Annotated in this window: 18 protein-coding genes and 3 rRNA genes; 19 read left to right on the forward strand and 2 right to left on the reverse strand. The window is 67.6% G+C overall.

Annotation, left to right across the window (positions count from 1 at the left end; all coding sequences use genetic code 11):
- Positions 1 to 25: 25 nt before the first annotated feature.
- Positions 26 to 1,090, reverse strand: a complete 1,065-nt coding sequence (locus BI335_RS01245) for a mechanosensitive ion channel family protein (RefSeq protein ID WP_094356209.1) — start codon at positions 1,088 to 1,090, stop codon at positions 26 to 28.
- A 125-nt stretch (positions 1,091 to 1,215) separates the two neighbouring features.
- Between BI335_RS01245 and BI335_RS01250 the strand changes: the two genes are divergently transcribed.
- From BI335_RS01250 to pheT, 3 genes are all read left to right on the forward strand, one after another.
- A complete protein-coding gene (locus BI335_RS01250; RefSeq protein WP_094429446.1) occupies positions 1,216 to 2,598 on the forward strand; it encodes a protealysin inhibitor emfourin in 1,383 nt (460 codons plus the stop codon).
- 100 nt (positions 2,599 to 2,698) lie between these two features.
- A complete protein-coding gene (gene pheS / locus BI335_RS01255) occupies positions 2,699 to 3,775 on the forward strand; it encodes a phenylalanine--tRNA ligase subunit alpha (RefSeq protein ID WP_094429447.1) in 1,077 nt (358 codons plus the stop codon).
- Between the two features lie 46 nt (positions 3,776 to 3,821).
- A complete protein-coding gene (gene pheT / locus BI335_RS01260; RefSeq protein WP_094429448.1) occupies positions 3,822 to 6,317 on the forward strand; it encodes a phenylalanine--tRNA ligase subunit beta in 2,496 nt (831 codons plus the stop codon).
- A gap of 19 nt (positions 6,318 to 6,336) precedes the next feature.
- Here the strand turns inward: pheT and BI335_RS01265 are convergent, their stop codons facing one another.
- Entirely contained in the window at positions 6,337 to 7,539 is a 1,203-nt protein-coding gene (locus tag BI335_RS01265; RefSeq protein WP_094429449.1) for a Pr6Pr family membrane protein, read from the reverse strand.
- A gap of 80 nt (positions 7,540 to 7,619) precedes the next feature.
- Between BI335_RS01265 and argC the strand changes: the two genes are divergently transcribed.
- From argC to BI335_RS01340, 16 genes are all read left to right on the forward strand, one after another.
- Positions 7,620 to 8,654, forward strand: a complete 1,035-nt coding sequence (argC, locus tag BI335_RS01270) for an N-acetyl-gamma-glutamyl-phosphate reductase (RefSeq protein WP_094429707.1) — start codon at positions 7,620 to 7,622, stop codon at positions 8,652 to 8,654.
- Positions 8,651 to 9,805, forward strand: coding sequence for a bifunctional glutamate N-acetyltransferase/amino-acid acetyltransferase ArgJ (gene argJ, locus BI335_RS01275; protein WP_094429450.1), 1,155 nt, complete (start codon positions 8,651 to 8,653; stop codon positions 9,803 to 9,805). The genes argC and argJ overlap by 4 nt, the downstream gene beginning before the upstream one ends.
- Positions 9,802 to 10,764, forward strand: coding sequence for an acetylglutamate kinase (gene argB / locus BI335_RS01280; RefSeq protein ID WP_094356204.1), 963 nt, complete (start codon positions 9,802 to 9,804; stop codon positions 10,762 to 10,764). The genes argJ and argB overlap by 4 nt, the downstream gene beginning before the upstream one ends.
- Positions 10,761 to 11,993: an acetylornithine transaminase gene (locus BI335_RS01285; protein ID WP_094429451.1), complete on the forward strand. Its 1,233-nt coding sequence runs from the start codon at positions 10,761 to 10,763 to the stop codon at positions 11,991 to 11,993. The genes argB and BI335_RS01285 overlap by 4 nt, the downstream gene beginning before the upstream one ends.
- On the forward strand, positions 11,990 to 12,946 hold the full coding sequence (argF, locus tag BI335_RS01290) for an ornithine carbamoyltransferase (protein ID WP_094429452.1): 957 nt from the start codon (positions 11,990 to 11,992) through the stop codon (positions 12,944 to 12,946). The genes BI335_RS01285 and argF overlap by 4 nt, the downstream gene beginning before the upstream one ends.
- Positions 12,943 to 13,452: an arginine repressor gene (locus tag BI335_RS01295; protein ID WP_094429453.1), complete on the forward strand. Its 510-nt coding sequence runs from the start codon at positions 12,943 to 12,945 to the stop codon at positions 13,450 to 13,452. The genes argF and BI335_RS01295 overlap by 4 nt, the downstream gene beginning before the upstream one ends.
- A gap of 10 nt (positions 13,453 to 13,462) precedes the next feature.
- Entirely contained in the window at positions 13,463 to 15,037 is a 1,575-nt protein-coding gene (gene argH / locus BI335_RS01300) for an argininosuccinate lyase (RefSeq protein ID WP_094429454.1), read from the forward strand.
- Between the two features lie 28 nt (positions 15,038 to 15,065).
- Positions 15,066 to 16,331 carry a tyrosine--tRNA ligase gene (gene tyrS, locus BI335_RS01305; RefSeq protein ID WP_094429455.1) on the forward strand — a complete coding sequence of 422 codons (1,266 nt, stop codon included), beginning with the start codon at positions 15,066 to 15,068 and terminating at the stop codon, positions 16,329 to 16,331.
- Between the two features lie 738 nt (positions 16,332 to 17,069).
- A 16S ribosomal RNA gene (locus BI335_RS01310) occupies positions 17,070 to 18,584 on the forward strand.
- A gap of 327 nt (positions 18,585 to 18,911) precedes the next feature.
- Positions 18,912 to 22,010: ribosomal RNA gene (locus BI335_RS01315) — 23S ribosomal RNA — on the forward strand.
- A gap of 103 nt (positions 22,011 to 22,113) precedes the next feature.
- Positions 22,114 to 22,230: ribosomal RNA gene (gene rrf, locus BI335_RS01320) — 5S ribosomal RNA — on the forward strand.
- The 16S, 23S and 5S rRNA genes sit together here, the layout of an rRNA operon.
- A gap of 110 nt (positions 22,231 to 22,340) precedes the next feature.
- A complete protein-coding gene (locus tag BI335_RS21290; protein WP_172421667.1) occupies positions 22,341 to 22,481 on the forward strand; it encodes a hypothetical protein in 141 nt (46 codons plus the stop codon).
- Between the two features lie 78 nt (positions 22,482 to 22,559).
- Positions 22,560 to 22,934, forward strand: a complete 375-nt coding sequence (locus tag BI335_RS01325; RefSeq protein WP_144009052.1) for a hypothetical protein — start codon at positions 22,560 to 22,562, stop codon at positions 22,932 to 22,934.
- A complete protein-coding gene (locus tag BI335_RS01330; RefSeq protein WP_094356197.1) occupies positions 22,931 to 23,653 on the forward strand; it encodes a hypothetical protein in 723 nt (240 codons plus the stop codon). The genes BI335_RS01325 and BI335_RS01330 overlap by 4 nt, the downstream gene beginning before the upstream one ends.
- Positions 23,650 to 24,645: an HAD-IIA family hydrolase gene (locus tag BI335_RS01335; protein ID WP_094356196.1), complete on the forward strand. Its 996-nt coding sequence runs from the start codon at positions 23,650 to 23,652 to the stop codon at positions 24,643 to 24,645. The genes BI335_RS01330 and BI335_RS01335 overlap by 4 nt, the downstream gene beginning before the upstream one ends.
- A 20-nt stretch (positions 24,646 to 24,665) precedes the next feature.
- A complete protein-coding gene (locus tag BI335_RS01340; RefSeq protein ID WP_094356195.1) occupies positions 24,666 to 24,878 on the forward strand; it encodes a hypothetical protein in 213 nt (70 codons plus the stop codon).

Below are 24,878 nucleotides of genomic sequence, written 5' to 3' on the forward strand. Positions count from 1 at the left end.
CTCGTCGACCAGCTCGCGCAGAACCTCAGGGCAGGTTGGGTTTCTCGTCGGGCTGGGTACGTTCGTCGTCCGAGGACGGCTCGGCACCGGCCGGCGTACCCGCCGGTGCCGTCTCGGGCTCCTGCCGGCGCCGCCGCCGGCGCAGCAACGAGTCCTGTTTGGTGGCGCGGGTGAGGGAGTGCTCCTCCACGTTCACCACGTCGTAGGGGCGGGTCTCCACCAGCAGTCCGGGGGAGCGGATCCCGGCCTCGCGCAGCACCGTCATCGCCCGTGCCCGGATCTCCCGCTCGACGCTCCACTGCTCGTTGCCCGGTGACTTCGCCATCACGGTGAAGTTCATCACCCGGTCGTTGAAGTTGCTCAACCCCAGCACGGTCGGTGTCTCCAGCAGCTGCTCGCGCCACTCGGGTTCCGCGTCCAGGCTGGCCACCACCTCCTCCAGGATCCGGACCACCTTGAACGGATCCTCGGTGATCCCGACCGGGATCTGCACATAGCTGCTCGACCAGCCCTGGGTCTGGTTGCCGACCTTGGTCACCTCGCCGTTGCGGATGTACCAGATCTCACCGCTGGCATCCTGCAACTGGGTGACCCGGAAACCGACCTTCAGCACCGTGCCCTGGACACCGTTGATCGTGACGTAGTCACCGACACCGAACTGGTCCTCGAAGATCAGGAAGACACCCGAGATCAGGTCCTTCACCAGGCTCTGGGCGCCGAAACCCAGTGCCAGGCCACCGATACCCGCCGAGGCGATCGCCGGGCCGACCGACAGGCCCAGGGTGCTCAGCACCATCAGCGCCACCACGATCACCAGCACCAGATCGAAGACCGAGGCCAGCACCGACCCGAGGGTCTCGGTACGCTGCCGGGCCCGGTCCTGGTTGCCCTGCTGGGCCTTGGCCAGCACGGCGACGGCCCGATCGGCCAGCCCGGCCCCGGCCAGCTTCCGACGGCTCGCGGCCGCGGTCTGGATCGCCTTGTTGATCGCCTTGTGCACGACCCAGCGCAGGATCAGTGCACAGACGATCGTGACCAGGATGTAGAGCGTCTTCTCGGTCAGGATGGCCTGCCAGTTCTCAGGGATCACGGCGGGAGTCACCTCTCGGTCTCGGCTTCGGCCGCCATGATGTCAGGCCCGGGCAACCCGGCCGCGACCGTGACCTGCGCACCGCGACGGTGGCACCTGTCAGTGGCGGGGGTCACACTGGAGGTATGACAGCGAATCGAGTGCACACCCTCCTGCCGCCCTATCTGCTCGAGAATCTCGCCCAGCGGGCCGACGGGCCCACCGCCGAGCGGGCCCGCGCCACCCTGGCCATCGACGCCGGATTCCGCGGTGCCCGGGCCCGGGCCGGCGCCCGGCCGACGGCCACCACCCGCCGCTCCGCGACCACCCCCAAGGGGCCCAGGCGCACCATCTCCGACGCCCAGAACACCGAGACCCTGCCGGGGGAGACCGTGCGCACCGAGGGGGCGCCCGCCACCGGCGACGCCGCCGTCGACGAGGCCTACGACGGGTTCGGCGTCACCTGGCGGTTGTACGCCGAGGCGTACGCCCGGGACTCGCTGGACGGCAACGGGCTGCCCCTGCTCGGCACCGTGCACTACGGCCAGGACTACGACAACGCCTTCTGGGACGGCACCCAGATGGTGTTCGGCGACGGCGACGGGGAGCTGTTCAACCGGTTCACCGTGAGCCTCGATGTGATCGGCCACGAGCTCACCCACGGCGTCATCGAGCACACCGCCAACCTGACCTACCAGGGCCAGTCCGGTGCGCTGAACGAGTCGATCGCCGATGTCTTCGGCATCCAGGTCAAGCAGTTCCTGGCCGGGCAGACCGCCGAACAGTCGGACTGGTTGATCGGCGCCGGGTTGTTCACCGCCAAGGTGAAGGGCCGGGCGCTGCGCTCGATGCGCGAACCGGGCACCGCCTACGACGACCCGACGCTGGGCAAGGACCCGCAGGTGGGCGACTTCGCCGACTATGTCGAGACCACCGAGGACAACGGCGGGGTGCACATCAACTCCGGTATCCCGAACCGGGCCTTCTGCCTCACCGCGTTGGCGCTCGGCGGCCGCTCCTGGGAGGCCGCCGGTCAGGTCTGGTACGCGGTGCTCACCGGCGGGAAGGTTCCCACGGACTGCGATTTCGCGACCTTCGCCGCCCTCACCATCGCCGAGGCCGAGGCCCGCGACGTGCGCACCGCGGCCGCGGTCACCGACGCCTGGCAGCAGGTCGGCGTCACCCCGGCGACCACCCCGGCACCGGCCCCCGGCACCCCCGAGCGGCCGGCCCCCAGCCCGACGGTCGACCCGCGGACCCGGATCGAGGTCAGCCGCAGCGGCGGCATCACCGGCCGGCAGCAGCGCCGCGAGGTGCGCCTGGACGACCTGCCGGGCTCCGACGGCGAACGCTGGCAGCAGCTGCTCGCCGGTGACCAGCTGCGGCAGCTGGCCGACCGGCCGGCCACCGGTGCCGACCGCTACGTCTACGGGTTGCGCTGCCCGGATGCCGATGTGGATCTGAGCATCCCCGAGCCCGACCTGCCCGATCAGGTGCAGCAGTTGTTCCGGCGCACCCTGGAGGGCTGAGGGCTCGCGGTCCGAACGCGTTCGCGCGGGCGGTGCGGACTTCCTAGACTGACCCCCGGCAGGGAGAAGGACTGCCGCACCGCCGAGCCGAGGGGAGCCCATGTCCGGGCCGAACACCAACTTCGATCCAGTCCAGGTGACACCGCTGAACGCCGACCAGGTCGACGGCTTCGTCACCGAGGCCCTCGCCGCCTTCGCTGCCGCGACCAGCAGCGCGGAGTTGAAGCAGGCCCGGATCGAACACACCGGCGAGCGGTCCCCACTGGCCCTGGCCAACCGCGAGATCGGTGCGCTGCCGCCGCAGGCCCGCAAGGATGCCGGCAAGCGCGTCGGCCAGGCCCGCGGCCGGGTCAACCAGGCGCTCAAGGCCCGTGAGCAGGAGGTGAGCGCCGCCGAACTCGAGCAGCGGCTGGCCGCCGAGACCGTCGACGTCAGCCTGCCGGTCGAGCTCACCCCGCGCGGCGCGATCCACCCGATCACCGGGATGATGGACATCGTCTCCGACGTCTTCCTCGACATGGGCTGGGAGATCGCCGAGGGCCCGGAGGCCGAGTCTGAGTGGCTCAACTTCGACGCGCTGAACTTCCCGCCCGACCATCCCGCGCGCTACCTCCAGGACACGCTGTTCCTCGACCCGCCGCAGAACCACCTGGTGATGCGCACCCACACCTCACCGGTGCAGATCCGCGCCCTGCTGGAGCGGGAGCTGCCGGTCTACATCGCCTGCCCGGGCAAGGTCTACCGGGCCGACGAGTTCGACGCCACCCATCTGCCGGTCTTCCATCAGGTGGAGGGTCTGGTGGTGGACAAGGGCATCTCGATGGCCGATCTGAAGGGGACCCTGGACCACCTCGCGAAGGCGCTCTTCGGACCGGAGGTGGAGACCCGGTTCCGGCCGCACTTTTTCCCGTTCACCGAACCGAGCGCCGAGGTCGACATCAAGTTCAACCTGGCCGGTGCCGGGGACGCCGACGGCTGGATCGAGTGGGGTGGCTGCGGCGTGGTGAACCCGCGGGTGCTGATCGCCTGCGGCATCGACCCCGAGGTCTATTCCGGTTTCGCGTTCGGCATGGGCATCGATCGGGCGGTGATGTTCCGCAATGGCGCCACCGACCTGCGCGACATGGTCGAGGGCGACGTGCGGTTCTCCCGGTCCCTGATCGGCGAGGCCCGATGACGCCCCGTCGCCACCACCCGCTCCACCAGATCAAAGGAATCGTTCGATGAAGGCCCCGCTGTCCTGGCTGCGTGAGTACGCCGAAATCCCTGCCGACATTGACATCGCGACCATCTCCGAGGCGTTCGTGCGCGCCGGCATCGAGGTCGAGGATGTCGAGGCCGGCACCGAGGTGACCGGCCCGGTCGTGGTCGGTGAGGTGTTGGAGCGCACCCCCGAACCGCAGAAGAACGGCAAGACCATCAACTGGTGCCTGGTCGACGTCGGCGAACTCAATCCCAGCGACGAATCCGGTGCGCCGCTGCGCGGCCGCGGCATCGTCTGCGGTGCGCACAACTTCGAGGTCGGCGACAAGGTCGTGGTGGCGCTGCCCGGTTCGGTGCTCGCCGGCGGCTTCGAGATCTCGGCGCGCAAGACCTACGGCCATCTCTCCGACGGGATGATCTGCTCGGCCACCGAGCTCGGCCTGCCCGAGGACGGCACCGACGGAATCATCGTGCTGGAAGGGGATCCGGCGATCGGTGAGCCGGCGATGCCGCTGCTCGGTGCCGACGAGGTGATCTTCACCCTCGAGGTGACCCCGGACATGCCGCACTGCCTGTCGATCCGCGGGCTGGCCCGCGAACTCGCCCAGGGGCTCGGCGTCGACTTCTCCGATCCGGTGACCGAGGACCACGATCCGGTCGACGGGACGGTCGGGGTCGTTCTCGACGACCCGCGCAGCAGCCGGTTCGTCGCGGTCAAGGTGACCGGTTTCGACCCCACCCGGCCCAGCCCGGCCTGGCTGCGCCGCCGCGTCGCCGCCGGTGGCATGCGCTCCATCTCGCTGGCGGTGGACATCACCAACCTGGTGATGCTGGAGATCGGCCAGCCGTTGCACGGCTACGACGGCGACAAGCTGTCGGGGCCGATCACGGTCCGCGCGGCCCGGCCGGGGGAGCGCCTGACCACCCTCGACGACCAGCAGCGGACGCTGGCCGAGACCGATCTGGTGATCGCCGACGACTCCGGTGCCATCGGCCTGGCCGGGGTGATGGGTGGTGCGGCCACCGAGCTGTCCGACAGCACCAGCACCGTGGTCATCGAATCGGCGCACTTCGACCCGGCCTCGATCTCGCGGACCGCGCGCAGCCACCGGTTGCCGTCGGAGGCGTCCCGCCGCTACGAACGCGGTGTCGACCCGGGGGCGGCGTACGCGGCCGCGATGCGCGCCGCCCGGCTGCTCGAGGGCCTCGGCGGCGGCACCATCGACGAGGCGGTGACCGTCGTCGGTGAGGTGCCGCAGCTGCCGTCGACCACGCTGCCCGTCGGCCTGCCGGACGCGATCCTCGGCATGCCGGTCGGCGCGGATCGGGTGGTCGAGTCACTCAGCGGCGCCGGCATCGAGGTGCAGCAGAACGGTGACACGCTGACCGTCACCCCGCCCAGCTGGCGGCCCGACCTGCGCGACCCCTACGACTACGTCGAGGAGGTCGGCCAGAAGGTCGGCCTGGACAAGATCGTCGGGACGCTGCCGCCGGCCCCCGGTGGCCGGGGCGCCACCGCGAGCCAGCGCGGCCGCCGCGCCGTGGCCCGGGAGCTCGCCGCGCTCGGCCTGGTGGAACTGCTGACCTTCCCGTTCGCCGCCGAGGCCGAGCTGGACCGGCTCGGCATCCCGGCCGACGACCAGCGTCGCCGGCTGGTCCGACTGGCCAACCCGCTCGCCGAGACCTCGCCGTATCTGCGCAGCACCATGCTGCCGGGTCTGCTGGCCGCGGCCGCCCGCAACGCCAGCCGCGGGCAGGACGACCTGGCCCTGTTCGAGGTGGGCGCGGTCTTCCGGCAGCGTCCGGATGCCGGCCCGGCCCCGATGCCGCCGGTGGACCGGCGACCCAGCGACGCCGAGCTGGCCGCGATCGAGGCCGCCCTGCCCGAGCAGCCCCGCCACCTCGGGGTGCTGTTGACCGGGAACTGGCTGCCGCAGGCCTGGGACCATCCGGCGCAACCGGCCGGCTGGCAGCAGGCGATGGGCATCGTCGACGCGGCCGGCCGCACCCTGGGCGTACGCCTGGAGCGCCGGCAGGCGCAGCTGCCGCCGTTCCATCCCGGCCGCTGCGCCGAGGTGCTGCTCGACGGAGCCGTGATCGGCCACGCCGGCGAGCTGCATCCGAGCGTGGTCGCCGAGTTCGCACTGCCGCACGGCGCCGCCGCGGTCGAACTGGACCTGGACGCCGTGCTGGCCGCGCAGCCCGGACCGGGGCGGATCGCACCGCTGTCGGGTTATCCGGTGGCCAAGGAGGATGTCGCGGTCGTCGTCGACGACCAGGTGCCGGCCGCGGAGGTGCAGCGGGCATTGACCGCCGGCGCGGGGAATCTGCTCGAGTCGATCCGGCTGTTCGACATCTACACCGGTGACCAGGTCCCGGCCGGCAAGAAGTCGCTCGCCTACGCGCTGCGGTTCCGGGCCCCGGGCCGCACCCTCACCGATGCCGAGGCCGCGACCGCCCGGGATGCCGCGGTCGCCGCGGCCGCCCAGGCCTGCGGGGCCGTGCTGCGCTCCTGAGCGGGCCCTCGGTCGATGCTCACCCGTCGGCCGGCCGGCTCCGTCGACCGCGGATCGCCAACCCGATCCGTTCGGCGGAGCCGACCAGCACGAACACCAGCAGGGTGAGCACCGCCGTGGCGATCGTAGAGGCGATGCTGGAGCGCTCCGGGTTGAGGAATGCGTAGGGGATCGGCGTACCCCACAGGGCACGGGCGATCAGCAGGAAGGCACCGTAACCGAGCGGGAACACCAGGGTGAGCGCGGTCTGCCGCCAGCTCAGCGGGGTCATCGGGGTACGCCGGTACCAGATCGCCAGCAGGGTGACGACCGGTGCGACCAGATGCATCGACACGTTCGCCCAGACCTGTGACTCGTCGTGGCCGAACCCGTTGTCGGGGAACACCAGCAGCCAGAATCCCAGCGAGGACACGATGATCCCGGCCACACCGGCCCGCGCCAGCACCGTACCGCCCCGCCAGCGGAACGGCCGGGTGAGCGCGGTGAGCGTGATCAGCGCCGCGCTGTAGACGCTGAAGTAGAGCCAGGCCGGGGTCGGATCGGTGGGCTGGTTGGCCTGCAGCCAGATCCCGGCCAGACCCGCCATCGGCACCCAGATGTTGATCTTGTAGCGCGGGGTGAAATAGCTCATCGCGCTGTCGGCGAAGATCGACCAGAGCACCAGGCTGAGCAGGATCGGCAGCACCACCGTCCAGGTCCGGTTCGGATAGTCCGGGTTCAACCGGGCCGCCTCCGAGCCGAGGAACCAGGTGTAGGCGACACCGATCGCGTACAGCCCGAAGAACGGCAGCCCGGCGGCGACGTAGCGGGAGATCCAGCGATCGCCGCGCTGGGTGATGATCGCGTAGGGGTTGACGATGGGGCTGCGCGCCGGGGTGCCGAGCAGGCCCCGGGCGTACGGTGCCGCCAGTCCGGCGATCTCGACGAGTTCGGCCTCCACGATGGCCGCGGACCGCGCCCGGCGCGCCATCGCCGCCATCTGCACCATCTGGAAGAACATCAGCAGCACCACCGGCAGCGGCAGGTAGGCGAGCACCTCGCGGCCATAGCCCTGGTAGACCGCGAACAGCGACACCGGCAGATAGGCGGCGATGATCCCGATCAGCGCCATCGAGGTCTGCCCGGCGTTCTGGATGCCGGTGTCCTCGGCCGACAGCAGCGCGGCGAGCGCCTCGGTCCGTTCGCGCTCGGGTTCGGCCTCCGCCGCCGGCTGCTCGGTCATGACGGCAGCCTAGGGGTGCGTGGGACGGCGCGCGGTGAAATAGATGGCGTAGGTATTCCGAGTGTGGCATAGTTATGCGCATGGTTGTGAGAGTTGCGGTGGCCGGATGCACCGGGTACGCGGGCGGCGAGGTGCTGCGCCTGCTGCTGGAGCACCCGGGTGTGGAGATCGGCGCGTTGACGGCGGGGTCCAGCGCGGGTGGCCGACTGGGTGAGCACCAGCCGCACCTGTGGCCGCTCGCCGACCGCGAGATCCAGCCCACCGACGCCGGCACGCTGGCCGGCCACGACGTCGTCTTCCTGGCGCTGCCGCACGGCACCTCCGGCCCGATCGCCGAGCAGCTCGGCGACGACACCCTGGTGATCGACTGCGGTGCGGACTTCCGGCTCACCGATCCGGCGGCCTGGCAGCAGTTCTACGGCAGCGAGTACGCCGGCAGCTGGCCCTACGGTCTGCCGGAGTTGCCCGGCCAGCGGCAGACCCTGGCGCGGACCACCCGGGTCGCGGTCCCTGGCTGCTACCCGACCTCGGTCACCCTGGCCCTGATGCCTGCGGTGACCACCGGGCTCATCGACGGCCACGATGTCGTGGTGGTCGCCGCCTCCGGGCCCTCGGGTGCCGGCAAGTCGCTGAAACCCCATCTGCTCGGTGCCGAGCTGATGGGCTCGGCCAGCGCCTACGGCGTCGGCGGGGTGCACCGGCACACCCCCGAGATCCTGCAGAACCTCGCGCTGCTCGGTGCCAGCGAACCGACGCTGTCCTTCACCCCGGTGCTGGTGCCGATGAGCCGGGGCATCCTGGCCACCTGCACCGCGCCGTTGGTGAACCCGGGGATCGGCATCGAACAGGTCCGCGCGGCGTACGCCGAGGCGTACGCGGGCGAGGAGTTCGTGCACCTGCTGCCCGAGGGGCAGTGGCCGCAGACCCAGGCGGTGCTCGGCAGCAACGGCGTCCAGGTGCAGGTCGCCGTGGACGCCGCCGCCGGCCGCCTGGTCGCGGTCGCCGCGATCGACAACCTCACCAAGGGCACCGCCGGTGGCGCCGTGCAGTGCATGAACCTGGCCCTCGGTCTCGACGAGACCACCGGCCTGCCCCGGATCGGAGTCGCCCCATGAGCAGCGGAATCACCACCCCGCAAGGATTTGCCGCCGCCGGCGTGACCGCCGGGCTGAAGCCCTCGGGCAAGTCCGATCTGGCCCTGGTGCAGAACCTCGGGCCCACCTATGCCGCCGCCGCGGTCTTCACCAGCAACCGGGTCCAGGCCGCCCCGGTGCGCTGGTCCCGGCAGGTCGCCGACGGCACCCTGCGCGCGGTGGTGCTCAACTCCGGCGGGGCGAACGCCTGCACCGGGGAACCAGGCATGGCCGACGCCGCCCGGATGGCCGAACTGACCGCCGCCGCCCTCGACTGCCCGGTCGAGGGGGTCGCGGTCTGCTCCACCGGCCTGATCGGGGAACGGTTGCCGATGCCGCTGCTCGAGGTCGGCATTCCGGCGGCCGCCGCGGCGCTCTCCACCGACGGCGGGGCCGCCGCCGCGACCGCCATCATGACCACCGACACCGTCGCCAAGCAGGCCACCCACACCGGATCCGGCTGGCGCATCGGTGGCATGGCCAAGGGTGCCGGCATGCTCGCTCCCGGACTGGCGACCATGCTGGTGGTGCTCACCACCGATGCGGTGATCGACGCCGATGCCTTGCAGGGCAGTCTGTCCGCGGCCTGTCGGCGCACCTTCGACCGGATCGACTCCGATGGGTGCATGTCCACCAACGACAGCGTGCTGCTGCTCTCCTCCGGTGCCTCCGGGATCGCCGTCGGCGCTGAGGAGTTCACCGAGGCGCTGACCGCCGTCTGCCACGATCTCGGTCAGCAGCTGCTCACCGATGCCGAGGGTGCCGCCCACGACATCGCCGTCGAGGTGGTCGGCGCGGAGTCCGAGACCGATGCGCTGGAGGTGGCCCGCTCGATCACCGCCAGCAACCTGTTCAAGTGCGCGATCTTCGGCCGCGATCCCAACTGGGGCAGGGCATTGGCCGCCCTGGGCACCACCGATGCGGCCTTCGATCCCGACCGGGTCGATGTCAGCTTCAACGGGGTGATGGTCTGCCGCGCCGGGGGGATCGGTGAGGACCGCGGGCTGGTCGATCTGGCACCCCGCGCGGTGCATGTGCTGGTGGACCTGCACGCCGGCAGCGAAGCCGCCACCGTCTGGACCAACGACCTCACCTATGACTACGTCAAGGAGAACGCGGAGTACTCCACATGAGCGAACCCGGCAGCGAACCCACCACACGGGGCGATCTGGGCCCCAGCGAGAAGGCCGCCGTCCTCACCGAGGCCCTGCCCTGGCTGGACTCCTACGCCGGCACCACGATCGTCATCAAATACGGCGGCAACGCGATGATCGATGAGGACCTCAAGCGGGCCTTCGCCGAGGACATCGTCTATCTGCGCCGCAGCGGGGTGCAACCGGTCGTCGTGCACGGTGGCGGCCCGCAGATCTCGGCGATGCTGAAACGCCTGGACATCAGCTCCGAGTTCCGAGGCGGCCTGCGGGTGACCACCCCGGAGGCGATGGATGTCGTCCGGATGGTGCTGATGGGGCAGGTCAACCGGGAGCTCGTCGGGTTGATCAACACCCATGGGCCGCTCGCGGTCGGATTGTCCGGTGAGGACGCCGGCCTGTTCACCGCCGCCCGCAAGGGATTGCTGCTCGACGGGGAGGACGTCGACCTCGGTCTGGTCGGCGAGGTCGCCCACGTCCGGCCCGAGGCGGTGCACGACCTGATGGAGGCCGGCCGGATCCCGGTGGTGGCCACCGTCGCACCCGATGAGGACGGCACCGTGCACAACGTCAACGCCGATACCGCGGCGGCCGCGCTGGCCGTCGCGCTCGGTGCCGAGAAGCTCGTCGTGCTCACCGACGTCGCGGGGCTCTACCGCAACTGGCCCGAGGATCCCGAGGTGATCACCGGGATCACCGCCTCCGAACTGCGGGCCATGCTGCCCAGCCTGGAATCGGGGATGGTGCCCAAGATGGAGGCCTGCCTGGCCGCCGTGGACGGGGGACTGAGCCGGGCCACCGTGCTGGACGGCCGCGTACCGCACGCCCTGCTGCTGGAGATCTTCACCAACGCCGGTGTCGGCACCCAGGTGGTCGCCGACCCGATCGGTGACATCCCCGCCACGCCCCAATTCGTACCGCAGAAAGGAAACCGGCCATGAGCGAGCTCGCCGAACAGCTGCCGGAGGGCTCAGGCAGCGAGCTGGTCGAGCGCTACCAGCACGCGGTGATGAACACCTTCGGGCCACCCAAGCGGGTCTTCGTCCGTGGTGAGGGTGCCCACGTCTGGGACAGCGAGGGCAACCGCTACCTCGACCTGCTGGCCGGCATCGCGGTCAACGGTCTGGGCCACGCCCACCCGGCGGTGCTGGCGGCGATCACCTCCCAGCTCGCCACCCTCGGCCACGTCTCGAACTTCTTCGCCACCCCGGCGCAGATCGCGCTTGCCGAACGGCTGGTCGCGATGGTCGGCGGCACCGGGGGCGATGCGAAGGTGTTCTTCGCCAACTCCGGTACCGAGGCCAACGAGGCCGCGTTCAAGCTCACCCGGCGTACCGGCCGGACGAAGCTGATCGCGATGGAGGGTGCCTTCCACGGCCGCTCGATGGGCGCCCTGGCGCTCACCCACAACGCGAAGTATCGCGAGCCGTTCGCACCGCTGCCCGGTGAGGTCACGTGGGTGCCCTACGGTGACACCGACGCGCTCGCCGAGGCGGTCGACGACACCGTCGCGGCGGTGGTGATCGAACCGATCCAGGGCGAGAACGGCATCATCGTGCCCCCGGACGGCTATCTGACCGCGGCCCGCGAGATCACCCGCAAGCACGGCACGCTGCTCTGGTTCGACGAGGTGCAGACCGGGGTCGGACGCACCGGGCGCTGGCTGGCCAGCCAGCACGAGGGGGTGGTCGCCGATGTCGTCACCCTGGCCAAGGGGCTCGGCAACGGCTTCCCGATCGGCGCCTGCGTCGCGACCGGCACGGCGGCCGACCTGCTGCAACCCGGCATGCACGGCACCACCTTCGGCGGCAACCCGGTCGCCGCGATCGCCGGATTGGCCGTGCTGCAGGTGATCGAGCGCGACGGCCTGCTCGAGCACGCCACCGCACTCGGCGAGCGACTCGAACAGCGGGTGGCTGCGCTCGAGCATCCGCTGATCGACCACGTCCGCGGCCGTGGCCTGCTGCGCGGCATCGTGCTCACCGAGGACATCGCGCCGGCCGCCTACGATGCGGCGCTGCAGGCCGGGTTCGTGATCAACGCGCCGCGGCCGAACGTGATCCGTCTGGTCCCGCCGCTCAACCTCAGCACCGAACAGCTCGACTCATTCATCGACGCCCTGCCCGCCATCCTCGAGCAGGCCCGCGGAACCAGCAAGGAGAACGCATGACCCCCCGGCATTTCCTGGCCGACGACGACCTCACCCCCGACGAGCAGGCGCAGGTGCTGTCACTGGCCGCCGAGTTGAAGGCCGCACCGTTCGACCACCGGCCGCTGGCGGGCCCGCGGTCGGTCGCGGTGCTCACCGACAAACCGACCCTGCGCACCCAGGTGTCCTTCAACGCCGGGATCGCCGAACTCGGCGGCAACCCGATGTTCGTCGACGGCCGGCTGGCCGGGGTCGGGGTCCGCGAGACCATCCCCGATGTGACCCGGGTGCTGTCCCGCCAGGTGGCGGCGATCGTCTGGCGCACCGGCGCCCAGCAGCGGATCGTCGAGATGGCCGAATACGCCTCGGTGCCGGTGATCAACGCACTCACCGATGACTACCACCCCTGCCAGATCCTCGCCGATCTGCAGACGCTCACCGAGCGGAAGGCCGCCCAGAACGGCGGATCCCTTGCCGGGTTGCGATTCGCCTACGTCGGCGATGGGGCCAACAACATGGCCCAGTCCTATCTGCTCGGCGGTGCGGTGGCCGGCCTGCGGGTCCGCATCGGCGCGCCCGCGGCGTACCACCCGAGCCCGGAGGTGGTGGCCCGCGCCGAGGCGATCGCCGCCCGGACCGGTGGGGAGATCCTGATCACCGACCAGGTCAGCGAAGCGGTCGCCGACGCCGACGCGGTCGCCACCGACACCTGGGTGTCGATGGGTCAGGAGGGCGAGGATTCCGAACGCCTGCAGGCTTTCGGGCCGTACGCCGTCACCGACGAACTGCTCCGCCACGCAGATGCGGAGGCGATCGTGCTGCACTGCCTGCCCGCCTACCGCGGCAAGGAGATCACCGCCGAGGTGCTCGAGGGTCCGCGATCGGTGGTCTGGGACGAGGCCGAGAACCGCCGGCACGCCCAGAAGGCGATCCTCAGCTTCCTGCTCGAGCAGTCCGGCGATCCGCAGCGATGAACGCCGTGGTCAGCAAGGCTGCTCGGCAGGGCGCGATCGTCGATCTGATCAGCGCCGGGCTGGTCCGCTCGCAGACCGAGCTGGGTGACCTGCTCACCGAGCGCGGCATCACCGTCAGCCAGGGCACGCTGTCGAAGGACCTGCTGGAGCTGGGCGCGACCCGGATCCGCACCGGGGAGGGACAGTTGGTCTATGCGGTGCCGGGGGAGGGCGGTGACCGCAGCGCGGTCGCCGGTGAGTCCCGTTCCGCGGACCAGAAGCTTGCCCGGCTGGCCAACGAGCTGCTGGTCTCCGCCGACGCCTCGGCCAACCTGGCCGTGCTGCGCACCCCGCCGGGTGCCGCGCAGTATTTCGCCTCCGCCATCGACAAGGCTGCCTGGGACACGATCCTCGGCACCATAGCCGGTGACGACACCGTCCTGGTGATCACCCGCGACCCCACCGGTGGACCCACCGTCGCCGAGCGGATGCTCCAGCTCGGCACCCACACCCGCACCGACCGATAGATTGGCCCGCATGCCTGAGCAGACCAGCAACCGCCACAACAGCAGCGATTCCAAACAGAACAGGGATTCAGGCCAGACAAGCGATTCAGGACGCAACGGCGATTCAGGCGAGGGCCGGCTCTGGGGCGGCCGGTTCACCGGCGGACCGAGCGAGGCGATGTTCGCGCTCAGCAAGTCGACCCAGTTCGACTGGCGACTGGCCCGCCACGACCTCCTGGGCTCGCTCGCCCATGCCAAGGCGCTGCATGCCGCGGGCCTGCTCACCGACGACGAGTACGCCGGCCTGCGCGACGGGCTGTCGGGGATGCTCCGCGATGTGACCGAACCGGGCCGCGCCGATGCCAGCCCGATCGGTCCCGCACCGAGCGATGAGGACGTGCACGGGGCGCTGGAGCGGATCCTGATCGAGCGGATCGGCCCGGAGCTGGGTGGCCGGTTGCGCGCCGGCCGGTCCCGCAACGACCAGATCGCCACCCTGGTGCGGCTCTATCTGCGCGAGGAACTGCGCCAGCTCGCCGGGGCGGTGGCCCAGGTGGTGCAGGCCCTGCTGCAGCAGGCCGCCCGGCACCTGGCCCTGCCGGTGGCCGGGGAGCAACCGCTGGACCGGCCCACGGTGATGCCGGGGCGCACCCACCTGCAGTCCGCGCAGCCGGTGCTGCTCTCCCACGCCCTGCTCGCCCACGCCTGGCCGCTGCTGCGCGATGTCGACCGGATGCGGGATCTGGACGCTCGGCTCGCGGTCAGCCCCTACGGTTCGGCCGCACTGGCCGGCACCTCGCTCGGCCTCGACCCGGAACTGGTCGCCACCGAGCTCGGCTTCGACACCAGCGTGGCGAATTCCATCGACGGCACCGCGGCCCGCGACCTGGTCGCCGAGGCGGCCTATGCGCTCGCCCAGGTGGGGGTCGACCTGTCCCGGATCGCCGAGGAGGTGATCCTCTGGTCCACCGTCGAGTTCGGCTTCGCCACCCTCAGCGACCAGTGGTCCACCGGCTCCAGCATCATGCCGCAGAAGAAGAATCCCGATGTGGCCGAGCTGGCCCGCGGCAAGTCCGGGCGCTTCATCGGCAACCTGACCGGGCTGATGACCACGCTGAAGGGTCTGCCGCTGGCCTACAACCGGGACCTGCAGGAGGACAAGGAACCGGTCTTCGACACCATCGATCAGCTGCAGGTGCTGCTGCCGGCGATGGCCGGGATGCTCGCCACCCTGGAGTTCCATCCCGAGCGGATGGAGTCCCTCGCCCCCCGCGGGTTCTCGCTGGCCACCGATGTCGCCGACTGGCTGGTACGCCAACGCGTCCCGTTCGCCAGTGCGCACGAGATCGCCGGCGCCACCGTGCGCTACTGCGAGCAGCAGGGCACCGAACTGTCGGAGCTCACCACCGAGGACCTGCCGCGGATCGCGCCGGAGCTCGGCCCCGGGGTGCTCGAGGTGCTCACCGTCCGCGGATCGGTGGACAGCCGCGCCGGGAAGGGCGGCACCGCGGTGGCCCGGGTCACCGAACAGCTCGAGCAGGCCGAGGCGGCGCTGCGGCGGGCAGGGGAGTGGAGCGACTCCCCGCTGCGGAATCCGCAGCCCTGAGGCGTACCGGATCGCTAAGGTTGTCGCCGTGAACGCTGTCCTTGATGAACTGCTCTGGCGTGGCCTGGTGGCCGACTCGACCGATCGGGAGGCGCTCTCGGCGCACCTGGATGCGGGGCCGGTCACCAGCTATGTGGGCTTCGATCCCACCGCGCCGAGCCTGCACATCGGGCACCTGGTCCAGCTGATGGTGGTTCGTCACCTCTACGCCGGTGGACACCGTCCCCTGCTGCTGGTCGGTGGTTCCACCGGGCTGATCGGTGATCCGAAGCAGACCGGGGAACGGGTGATGAACGGTCGCGAGGTGGTGGCCGGCTGGGTGGAACGGCTGCGCGAGCAGATGAGCCGCTTCGTCGAGCTCAGCGGCCCGAACCCGGTGCGGTTCGTGAACAACTACGACTGGACCGCCGAGCTGTCCACCCTCGACTTCCTGCGGGAGGTGGGCAAGCACTTCTCGATCAACCGGATGCTGGACCGCGACGTGGTCGCCCGGCGGTTGGATTCGGGGATCTCCTACACCGAGTTCAGCTACGTGCTGCTCCAGTCGTTGGACTACCACGAGCTCTTCAAGCGTTACGGCTGCACCCTGCAGAGCGGTGCCCAGGACCAGTGGGGGAACATCACCGCCGGGATCGACTACATCCGGCGCACCGAACGCGCCACCGTGCACGGGCTGGTCACCCCGCTGCTCACCAAGGCCGACGGCTCCAAATATGGGAAGACCGAGAGCGGCACGGTCTGGTTGGACCCGCAGCTGACCAGCCCGTACGCCTTCCACCAGTTCTTCCTGAATGCCGAGGACGCCAAGGTGGCGGAATACCTGAAGGTGTTCAGCCCGCGCAGTCGGGAGGAGATCGACGATCTCGCCCGGCAGGTGAGCGAGGCACCGCAGCTGCGGGCCGCCCAGCGGGCGCTGGCCGACGACATCACCGACCTGGTGCACGGGGAGAGCGAGCGCCGGGCCGCGGTGGCGGCGGCGGCCGCGCTCTTCGGACGCAGCGAGTTGAGCGAGTTGCCGGTGTCCACGCTGTCCCAGGTGGCCGGTGAGGTCGGTGGCGGCAAGGTCGAGGCCGGTGCGGAGCTGCCGCTGGTGGTGGATGCCCTGGTGACGGGTTCGGTGACCGACTCCAAGGGAGCCGCCCGGCGCGCGATCACCGAGGGCGGGGCTTACCTGAACAACCAGAAGGTGACCGATGTGGAGCAGCGGGTGACCGACGCCGATCTGTTGCACGGTCGCTACCTGGTGGTACGCCGGGGGAAGAAGACCGTCGGCATGGTCGAAGTGGTCCGTTGACGCTCGTGTGGGGCCCCGGGAACGGGGTCCGACCGGGTGTGACCGAGGCCACGCCGTCTCGATTTGACCCACGGCCCGCACATCCGTAATGTTCTCTGAGCCCCGAGGGTGCAAGGGACGCAGGAGAGCGGCGAAAGCCAGCCTCACGGCCCGGCCCAGGTGGGCACTCCACTGGTGCACAGGACGACCGGACGGATGTGTGTTCAAGAAGAACCCATCCACCCGGCGGCTGAGTGCTGGCTGGATCCGGAACTGACCGGTCGGTTTGACGCCGACCAGCCGGCCCGGTACGGTTGATCGAGTTGCTCCGAGCTCCGGTTCAGAGCGGCAAGTCACCCCGAATCCCCGGTTTGACAAGGGGAAACGCGGTAACTAAGATTGATCGAGTCGCTCGGGAAGCCGAGGCGGAACAGCGACTCAGGTGTGGCCAAGGTCACACCGATCGCCCCGGAAGCGGAGTTGACACCGCGGAAGGAAGCGAGTAAAGTAAGACAGGTTGCCCCAAACGAGGCCGAGAGGCTCCGGGCGGTGTGCGAACGAAACTTGAGAACTCAACAGCGTGCTTAAAAGTCAATGCCAAAGATGCACAGAAACCCCGTGCTCTGGCGACTGATCGGATCACCGATCCGTCAACGGAGGATGGATTTCTTTGAGTTGATTATTGATAGATCCAGCAATGGATCCTGTCAGGAATCAGACTCGTTGATTTTGAGGCGGACTTCGGTCTGCCGAATTTTTTCAACGGAGAGTTTGATCCTGGCTCAGGACGAACGCTGGCGGCGTGCTTAACACATGCAAGTCGAACGGTAAGGCTCTTCGGAGTACACGAGTGGCGAACGGGTGAGTAACACGTGAGCAACCTACCCTTGACACTGGAATAAGCGCTCGAAAGGGCGTCTAATACCGGATATTACTTCTTCAGACATCTGATGAAGTGGAAAGCTCCGGCGGTCAAGGATGGGCTCGCGGCCTATCAGCTAGTTGGTGAGGTAACGGCTCACCAAGGCTTCGACGGGTAGCCGGCCTGAGAGGGCGACCGGCCACACTGGGACTGAGATACGGCCCAGACTCCTACGGGAGGCAGCAGTGGGGAATATTGCACAATGGGCGCAAGCCTGATGCAGCAACGCCGCGTGCGGGATGACGGCCTTCGGGTTGTAAACCGCTTTCAGCACCGACGAAGCGAAAGTGACGGTAGGTGCAGAAGAAGGACCGGCCAACTACGTGCCAGCAGCCGCGGTGATACGTAGGGTCCGAGCGTTGTCCGGAATTATTGGGCGTAAAGAGCTCGTAGGCGGTTTGTCGCGTCGGAAGTGAAAACTCAGGGCTTAACTCTGAGCCTGCTTCCGATACGGGCAGACTAGAGGAAGTTAGGGGAGAACGGAATTCCTGGTGGAGCGGTGGAATGCGCAGATATCAGGAGGAACACCGGTGGCGAAGGCGGTTCTCTGGGACTTTCCTGACGCTGAGGAGCGAAAGCGTGGGGAGCAAACAGGCTTAGATACCCTGGTAGTCCACGCCGTAAACGGTGGGCACTAGGTGTGGGTCACATTCCACGTGATCCGTGCCGTAGCTAACGCATTAAGTGCCCCGCCTGGGGAGTACGGCCGCAAGGCTAAAACTCAAAGGAATTGACGGGGGCCCGCACAAGCGGCGGAGCATGCGGATTAATTCGATGCAACGCGAAGAACCTTACCTGGGTTTGACATATACCGGAAACATCTGGAGACAGGTGCCCCGCAAGGTCGGTATACAGGTGGTGCATGGCTGTCGTCAGCTCGTGTCGTGAGATGTTGGGTTAAGTCCCGCAACGAGCGCAACCCTCGTCCTATGTTGCCAGCGGATAATGCCGGGGACTCATAGGAGACTGCCGGGGTCAACTCGGAGGAAGGTGGGGATGAGGTCAAGTCATCATGCCCCTTATGTCCAGGGCTTCACGCATGCTACAATGGCTGGTACAAAGGGCTGCGAAACCGCAAGGTTTAGCGAATCCCAAAAAGCCAGTCTCAGTTCGGATTGGGGTCTGCAACTCGACCCCATGAAGTCGGAGTCGCTAGTAATCGCAGATCAGCAACGCTGCGGTGAATACGTTCCCGGGCCTTGTACACACCGCCCGTCAAGTCATGAAAGTCGGCAACACCCGAAGCCGGTGGCCCAACCTTTTGGAGGGAGCCGTCGAAGGTGGGGCTGGTAATTAGGACTAAGTCGTAACAAGGTAGCCGTACCGGAAGGTGCGGCTGGATCACCTCCTTTCTAAGGAGCCCATGGCACTCACTCATAGCAGTGAGTGTCCAGCGTCCGGTTCCGAGACAAACGTTCTCGGTCGGACAGGCTACGGAATGTGGAACATTGACCATTAAGCCGACCGGCGAAGCCGGCTCAAGTACAACCAGCGATCACATCAACGGAGTGGAACCAGCCAGGTGGAGCGGCCGGCCCGAGCACGCTGTTGGGTCCTGAAGGGTCGTTCGCGAAAGCGACAACTCTTCTGCGGACCACCGATCAACACCCAAGGGTGTTGGTCCTGGTACCGCCCGTATCTTGAGAACTTCACAGTGGACGCGAGCATCTTTGTAGTAACAACAAGCTACTAAGGGCAATCGGTGGATGCCTAGGCACCAAGAGCCGATGAAGGACGTTGTAACCTGCGATAAGCCCCGGGGAGCTGGTAAACGAGCTTCGATCCGGGGATCTCCGAATAGGGAAACCTCGAAAGAAACCGGAGTAATGTCCGGCGACCCCTGCCTGAACACATAGGGCAGTGGTAGGGAACGTGGGGAAGTGAAACATCTCAGTACCCACAGGAACAGAAAACAACCGTGATTCCGTAAGTAGTGGCGAGCGAACGCGGAAGAGGCCAAACCGCATCTGTGTGATAGCTGACAGGCGTTGCAGTTGCGGTGTAGTGGGGCCGCTCCGACCAGGCTGTTGACTGGTCAAAGAGTCAAAAATGATCACCGAAGACGAAGCACTTTGGGATAGTGCGGCACAGAAGGTAACACCCCTGTAGTCGTAACGTGATCACTCTTGAGCGTCACCCCAAGTAACACGGAACCCCTGAAATTCCGTGTGAATCCAGCGGGACCACCCGCTAAGCCTAAATACTCCTTGGTGACCGATAGCGGACAAGTACCGTGAGGGAAAGGTGAAAAGTACCCCGGGAGGGGAGTGAAATAGTACCTGAAACCGATTGCCTACAATCCGTCGGAGCCCGTAAGGGTGACGGCGTGCCTTTTGAAGAATGAGCCTGCGAGTTAGTGGTACGTCGCGAGGTTAACCCGTGTGGGGAAGCCGTAGCGAAAGCGAGTCCGAACAGGGCGAGTGAGTGGCGTGCTCTAGACCCGAAGCGGAGTGATCTATCCATGGCCAGGTTGAAGCGACGGTAAGACGTCGTGGAGGACCGAACCCACCTAGGTTGAAAACTGGGGGGATGAGCTGTGGATAGGGGTGAAAGGCCAATCAAACTCCGTAATAGCTGGTTCTCCCCGAAATGCATATAGGTGCAGCGTCGCATGTTTCTTGCCGGAGGTAGAGCACTGGATAGTCTAGGGGGCCCACAAGCTTACCGAAATTAACCAAACTCCGAATGCCGGCAAGTGAGAGTGCGGCAGTGAGACAGTGGGGGATAAGCTTCATTGTCGAGAGGGAAACAGCCCAGATCACCAACTAAGGCCCCTAAGCGATAGCTAAGTGGAAAAGGATGTGGAGTTGCGCAGACAACCAGGAGGTTGGCTTGGAAGCAGCCACCCTTGAAAGAGTGCGTAATAGCTCACTGGTCAAGTGATTCCGCGCCGACAATTTAGCGGGGCTCAAGCTATCCGCCGAAGTTGTGGCATTCACACAATAACCTGATTTCGATCCAGGTGTGTGGATGGGTAGGGGAGCGTCGTGTGCGCGACGAAGCGGCGGGGTGACCCAGCCGTGGAGAGCACACGAGTGAGAATGCAGGCATGAGTAGCGAATGACGGGTGAGAAACCCGTCCGCCGAATAACCAAGGGTTCCAGGGTCAAGCTAATCTGCCCTGGGTAAGTCGGGACCTAAGGCGAGGCCGACAGGCGTAGTCGATGGACAACGGGTTGATATTCCCGTACCGGCGTACAAACGCCCCTGCCGAATCAGGTAATGCTAAGCATGGAAGGTCGTGGACGTCTTCGGACTGAAGCGACTGACTCTGTGACCCAAACTTGTACTAGGCAAGCTGCGGAGGGACGCAGGAAGGTAGCTCATCCCGGGCGATGGTAGTCCCGGGCTAAGTGTGTAGGGCGAGACGTAGGCAAATCCGCGTCTCATGTGCCTGAGACATGACGGCTGGGTGGGATACGTCCCATCGAGTGAGTGATCCTATGCTGCCTAGAAAATCTTCGTGAGCGAGTTTGTAAGCCGCCCGTACCCCAAACCGACTCAGGTGGTTAGGTAGAGAATACCAAGGCGATCGAGATAATCGTGGTGAAGGAACTCGGCAAAATACCCCCGTAACTTCGGAATAAGGGGGGCCTGACACGTGACGAGACTTGCTCTTCGAGCGTTGAGGGCCGCAGAGACCAGGGGAAAGCGACTGTTTACTAAAAACACAGGTCCGTGCCAAGTCGCAAGACGATGTATACGGACTGACTCCTGCCCGGTGCTGGAAGGTTAAGGGGAAGTGTTAGCTTCGGCGAAGCACTGAACTTAAGCCCCAGTAAACGGCGGTGGTAACTATAACCATCCTAAGGTAGCGAAATTCCTTGTCGGGTAAGTTCCGACCTGCACGAATGGAGTAACGACTTTCCTACTGTCTCCACCACGAACTCGGCGAAATTGCACTACGAGTAAAGATGCTCGTTACGCGCAGCAGGACGGAAAGACCCCGGGACCTTTACTATAGTTTGGTATTGGTGATTGGTGCAGCTTGTGTAGGATAGGTGGGAGACTTTGAAGCATTCACGCCAGTGAGTGTGGAGTCAACGTTGAAATACCACTCTGGTTGCTCTGGTTATCTAACCTCGATCCGTTATCCGGATCAGGGACAGTGCCTGATGGGTAGTTTGACTGGGGCGGTCGCCTCCCAAAAGGTAACGGAGGCGCCCAAAGGTTCCCTCAGCCTGGTTGGCAATCAGGTTTTGAGTGTAAGTGCACAAGGGAGCTTGACTGTGAGAGAGACATCTCAAGCAGGGACGAAAGTCGGGACTAGTGATCTGACGGTGGCATGTGGAAGCGCCGTCACTCAACGGATAAAAGGTACCCCGGGGATAACAGGCTGATCTTGCCCGAGCGTCCATAGCGACGGCATGGTTTGGCACCTCGATGTCGGCTCGTCGCATCCTGGGGCTGGAGTCGGTCCCAAGGGTTGGGCTGTTCGCCCATTAAAGCGGCACGCGAGCTGGGTTTAGAACGTCGTGAGACAGTTCGGTCCCTATCCGCTGCGCGCGTAGGAGTCTTGAGAAGAGCTGTCCTTAGTACGAGAGGACCGGGACGGACTAACCTCTGGTGTGCCAGTTGTTCTGCCAAGAGCACGGCTGGTTGGCTACGTTGGGAAGTGATAACCGCTGAAAGCATCTAAGCGGGAAGCACGCTTCAAGATGAGGGCTCCCACTCTTTGTGAGTTAAGGACCCCGGAAGACCACCGGGTGATAGGTCGGATGTGGAAGTGCAGCAATGCACGGAGCTGACCGATACTAATAGTCCGAGGGCTTGTTCCTACAAAGGTGCTACGCGTCCACTGTGAGGTTCCCGAGATACGGTCGGGAAACCGCCGCCACAACTAGTTTGTGGCCTGGTCGGTCCGACACATCTCAATAGAGTTTCGGTGGCCATGGCGAGGGGGAAACACCCGGTCCCATTCCGAACCCGGAAGTTAAGCCCCTCAGCGCCGAAGGTACTGCACACGGGAGTGTGTGGGAGACTAGGACGTCGCCGGACAACACAACACCTCTGGGTGGCTCATTCGTGAGCCACCCAGAGGTGTTTTTGCGTCTCCGGACGCTTTGCACACAGCCGGGCGCTCCGGCAGGATTGGCAGGTGGCAGAAAATGAACGCCGTGGATCCGGCGGCAGCAGCGACCGGCCCCGAGGCCGCGGAGGGCGGCCCGGTGGGCCGCAGGATCGGCGGTCCGGTGGTGGTCGACCTGGCCGCGACGGTGATCGCCGGCCCGCCGGCCGCGGTCGCATAGACCGCCGGGAGGACGGCTCGGACGGACGCCGGGGTTCTGGTCGCCCGAGCGGGGAGCGTCGCCAGGACGATCGCCGTCGTGATGACCGCGGGCGGGACGATCGCCGTCGAGATGATCGTGGCCGGGACGATCGCCGTCGTGATGATCGTGGCCGGGACGATCGCCGTCGAGACGACCGCGGGCGGGACGATCGCCGTCGAGATGACCGCGGGCGGGACGATCGGCGTCAAGACGACCGGCGTCGGGATGACCGGGGTGACCGACGGCAGGGTGGCCGGCCGCAGGGCGACCGGGACTACCGACGCGGTGCTGATCGCCCGGACCGATTCCGCGAGGGCTCGCGCCCCGAAGCTGCCGAGAACGATCGGATCACCCGCGGTCTCGTCCGTACCCCGGAGAACGAACCCGACCTCCCCGAGGATCTCGATCTGCGTCAGCTCCCGCGCGGGGTGAAGGCCGAGCTGCGGGGTCTGCCGGCCGATCTCGCCGACAGGGTCGGTCCGCGACTGCTCGCCGCCGGGCTGCTGGTCGATGAGGACCCGGAACTGGCGTACGCCCATGCGAAGGTCGCTCGCCGGCTGGCCTCCAGGTTGCCGGTGGTACGCGCCGCGGTCGCCGAGACCGCCTACGCCGCCGAGGATTACGCCGCGGCCCTCAGCGAATATCGGGCGCTGCGCCGGATGAGCGGGGACGATGAATACCTCGCGGTGCTGGCCGACTGCGAACGTGCCCTCGGCCGCCCCGAGGAGGCGCTGAAGCTCGCCCGCCAGGGCGCGGAGGCCGACCTGGATCCCGGGACCCGGATCGAGTTGCGGATCGTCGAAGCCGGGGCCCGCGCCGATCTCGGTCAGGACGCCGAGGCGCGGCGGCTGCTGCAGAGTGAGATCGCCGCCTCCCGGGGACGGCGGGTTCCCGCCGACAGTGCGGCGCGGTTGCGCTACGCCTATGCCGACCGGTTGCTCGAAGCCGGGGACCGGGAGGCCGCGCACACCTGGTTCGCCGCCGCGGCGAAGCTCGACACCGACGGGGTCACCGACGCCGACGAGCGCGTCGCCCGGCTCGAGGGCCTGGTCATCGACTTCGACGACGCCGAGGAGGCTGACCCCGAGCCCGGGACCGGCGAAACCGGGACCGGTGATGCGGAGGATCGGCCCACGGAGACCGAGGAGTGAGCGCACTCGTCGACGGCCACGATGCGGCGCTGTTCGACCTCGACGGAGTCGTCTATCTGGGCCCGCAGCCGATCCCCGGTGCGGCGGAGGGGATCGCCGCGCTGCGCGAGCGAGGGGTGCAGATCGGCTACGTCACCAACAACGCCGCCCGCACCCCGGCCGCGGTGGCGGCCCACCTGCGCGAACTCGGCGTACCGGCCGAGACCGGTGACGTGGTCACCTCCTCCCAGGCGGGTGCCCGGATGCTCGCCGATCGCCTTCCCGCCGGTTCCCCGGTGCTGGTGGTCGGCACCGACGCGCTGCGCGATGAGGTGCTGGCGGTCGGCATGACACCGGTCACCAGCACCGCCGACCGGCCCGCCGCGGTGATCCAGGGTTATCACCCCGAGTTGCCCTGGCAGCTCATCGACGAGGCCGGCTTCGCCATCCAGGCGGGTGCGCTGTGGGTGGCCACCAATACCGACAGCAATCGGCCCACCGACCGTGGTCTGGTCGCCGGAGCGGGCGCCCAGATCGGTGCGCTCCGGCAGGCCGTCGCCGTCGACCCGGAGGTCGCCGGCAAACCGCACCCGCCGCTGCTCACCGAGACGGTACGCCGACTGGGCGCCACCGACCCGATCTTCGTCGGGGACCGGCTGGACACCGACATCGACGGCGCGGCCGCGGTCGGCATGACCAGCCTGCTGGTGTTCACCGGCGCCCACGGCAAGACCGATGTGGTCGCCGCGACCACCCGCCCCGATCACCTCGGCCTCGGCGTCGGTGCCCTGCTCGAACCGGCCGCCCGGCTCGAGACCGGCGAGGGATACGCCCGCTGCGGCGCGCACACCGCCCGGCGCACCGGTGACACGCTGGAACTGGAGGGGCCGCTGCAGAGCCCGCAGCAGCAGCTGGACGCACTGCGCGCGCTGCTGGGCGTACTGCCGCCGGGCAGCGATCCCACCGAACCCGCGGTGGCCCGGGCCCTGGCACGACTGGACCGGCTGCCATGACCGGAGGAGACGGAGGCGAGATGTCCGACGACGAAACGACGCGGCCCGACCCCACGGTGCCGCCCGCGCCGCGGACCGGGCACGACCAGGTGGACGGGGTGCTGGCCGAGCTGGACGGCCTCGCCGACCAGCCGGTCGCCGAACACCACGACCGGCTGGCCCGCGCCCACGAGGCCCTGCACGGCGTACTCTCCGACGAATCCAGCGATTCCGGGGCGCAGGGAAGCGCCTGA

Origin of the sequence: Enemella evansiae, from assembly GCF_002250705.1 — a bacterium.
Lineage (GTDB): Bacteria > Actinomycetota > Actinomycetes > Propionibacteriales > Propionibacteriaceae > Enemella > Enemella evansiae.

Excerpts from the sequence above, each read along its gene's own strand:
- BI335_RS01250 (WP_094429446.1), top strand. The coding sequence starts at position 1,216 with ATGACAGCGAATCGAGTGCACACCCTCCTGCCGCCCTATCTGCTCGAG.
- pheS (WP_094429447.1), top strand. The coding sequence starts at position 2,699 with ATGTCCGGGCCGAACACCAACTTCGATCCAGTCCAGGTGACACCGCTG.
- pheT (WP_094429448.1), top strand. The coding sequence starts at position 3,822 with ATGAAGGCCCCGCTGTCCTGGCTGCGTGAGTACGCCGAAATCCCTGCC.
- BI335_RS01265 (WP_094429449.1), bottom strand. The coding sequence starts at position 7,539 with ATGACCGAGCAGCCGGCGGCGGAGGCCGAACCCGAGCGCGAACGGACC.
- argC (WP_094429707.1), top strand. The coding sequence starts at position 7,620 with ATGGTTGTGAGAGTTGCGGTGGCCGGATGCACCGGGTACGCGGGCGGC.
- argJ (WP_094429450.1), top strand. The coding sequence starts at position 8,651 with ATGAGCAGCGGAATCACCACCCCGCAAGGATTTGCCGCCGCCGGCGTG.
- argB (WP_094356204.1), top strand. The coding sequence starts at position 9,802 with ATGAGCGAACCCGGCAGCGAACCCACCACACGGGGCGATCTGGGCCCC.
- BI335_RS01285 (WP_094429451.1), top strand. The coding sequence starts at position 10,761 with ATGAGCGAGCTCGCCGAACAGCTGCCGGAGGGCTCAGGCAGCGAGCTG.
- argF (WP_094429452.1), top strand. The coding sequence starts at position 11,990 with ATGACCCCCCGGCATTTCCTGGCCGACGACGACCTCACCCCCGACGAG.
- BI335_RS01295 (WP_094429453.1), top strand. The coding sequence starts at position 12,943 with ATGAACGCCGTGGTCAGCAAGGCTGCTCGGCAGGGCGCGATCGTCGAT.
- argH (WP_094429454.1), top strand. The coding sequence starts at position 13,463 with ATGCCTGAGCAGACCAGCAACCGCCACAACAGCAGCGATTCCAAACAG.
- BI335_RS21290 (WP_172421667.1), top strand. The coding sequence starts at position 22,341 with ATGAACGCCGTGGATCCGGCGGCAGCAGCGACCGGCCCCGAGGCCGCG.
- BI335_RS01340 (WP_094356195.1), top strand. The coding sequence starts at position 24,666 with ATGTCCGACGACGAAACGACGCGGCCCGACCCCACGGTGCCGCCCGCG.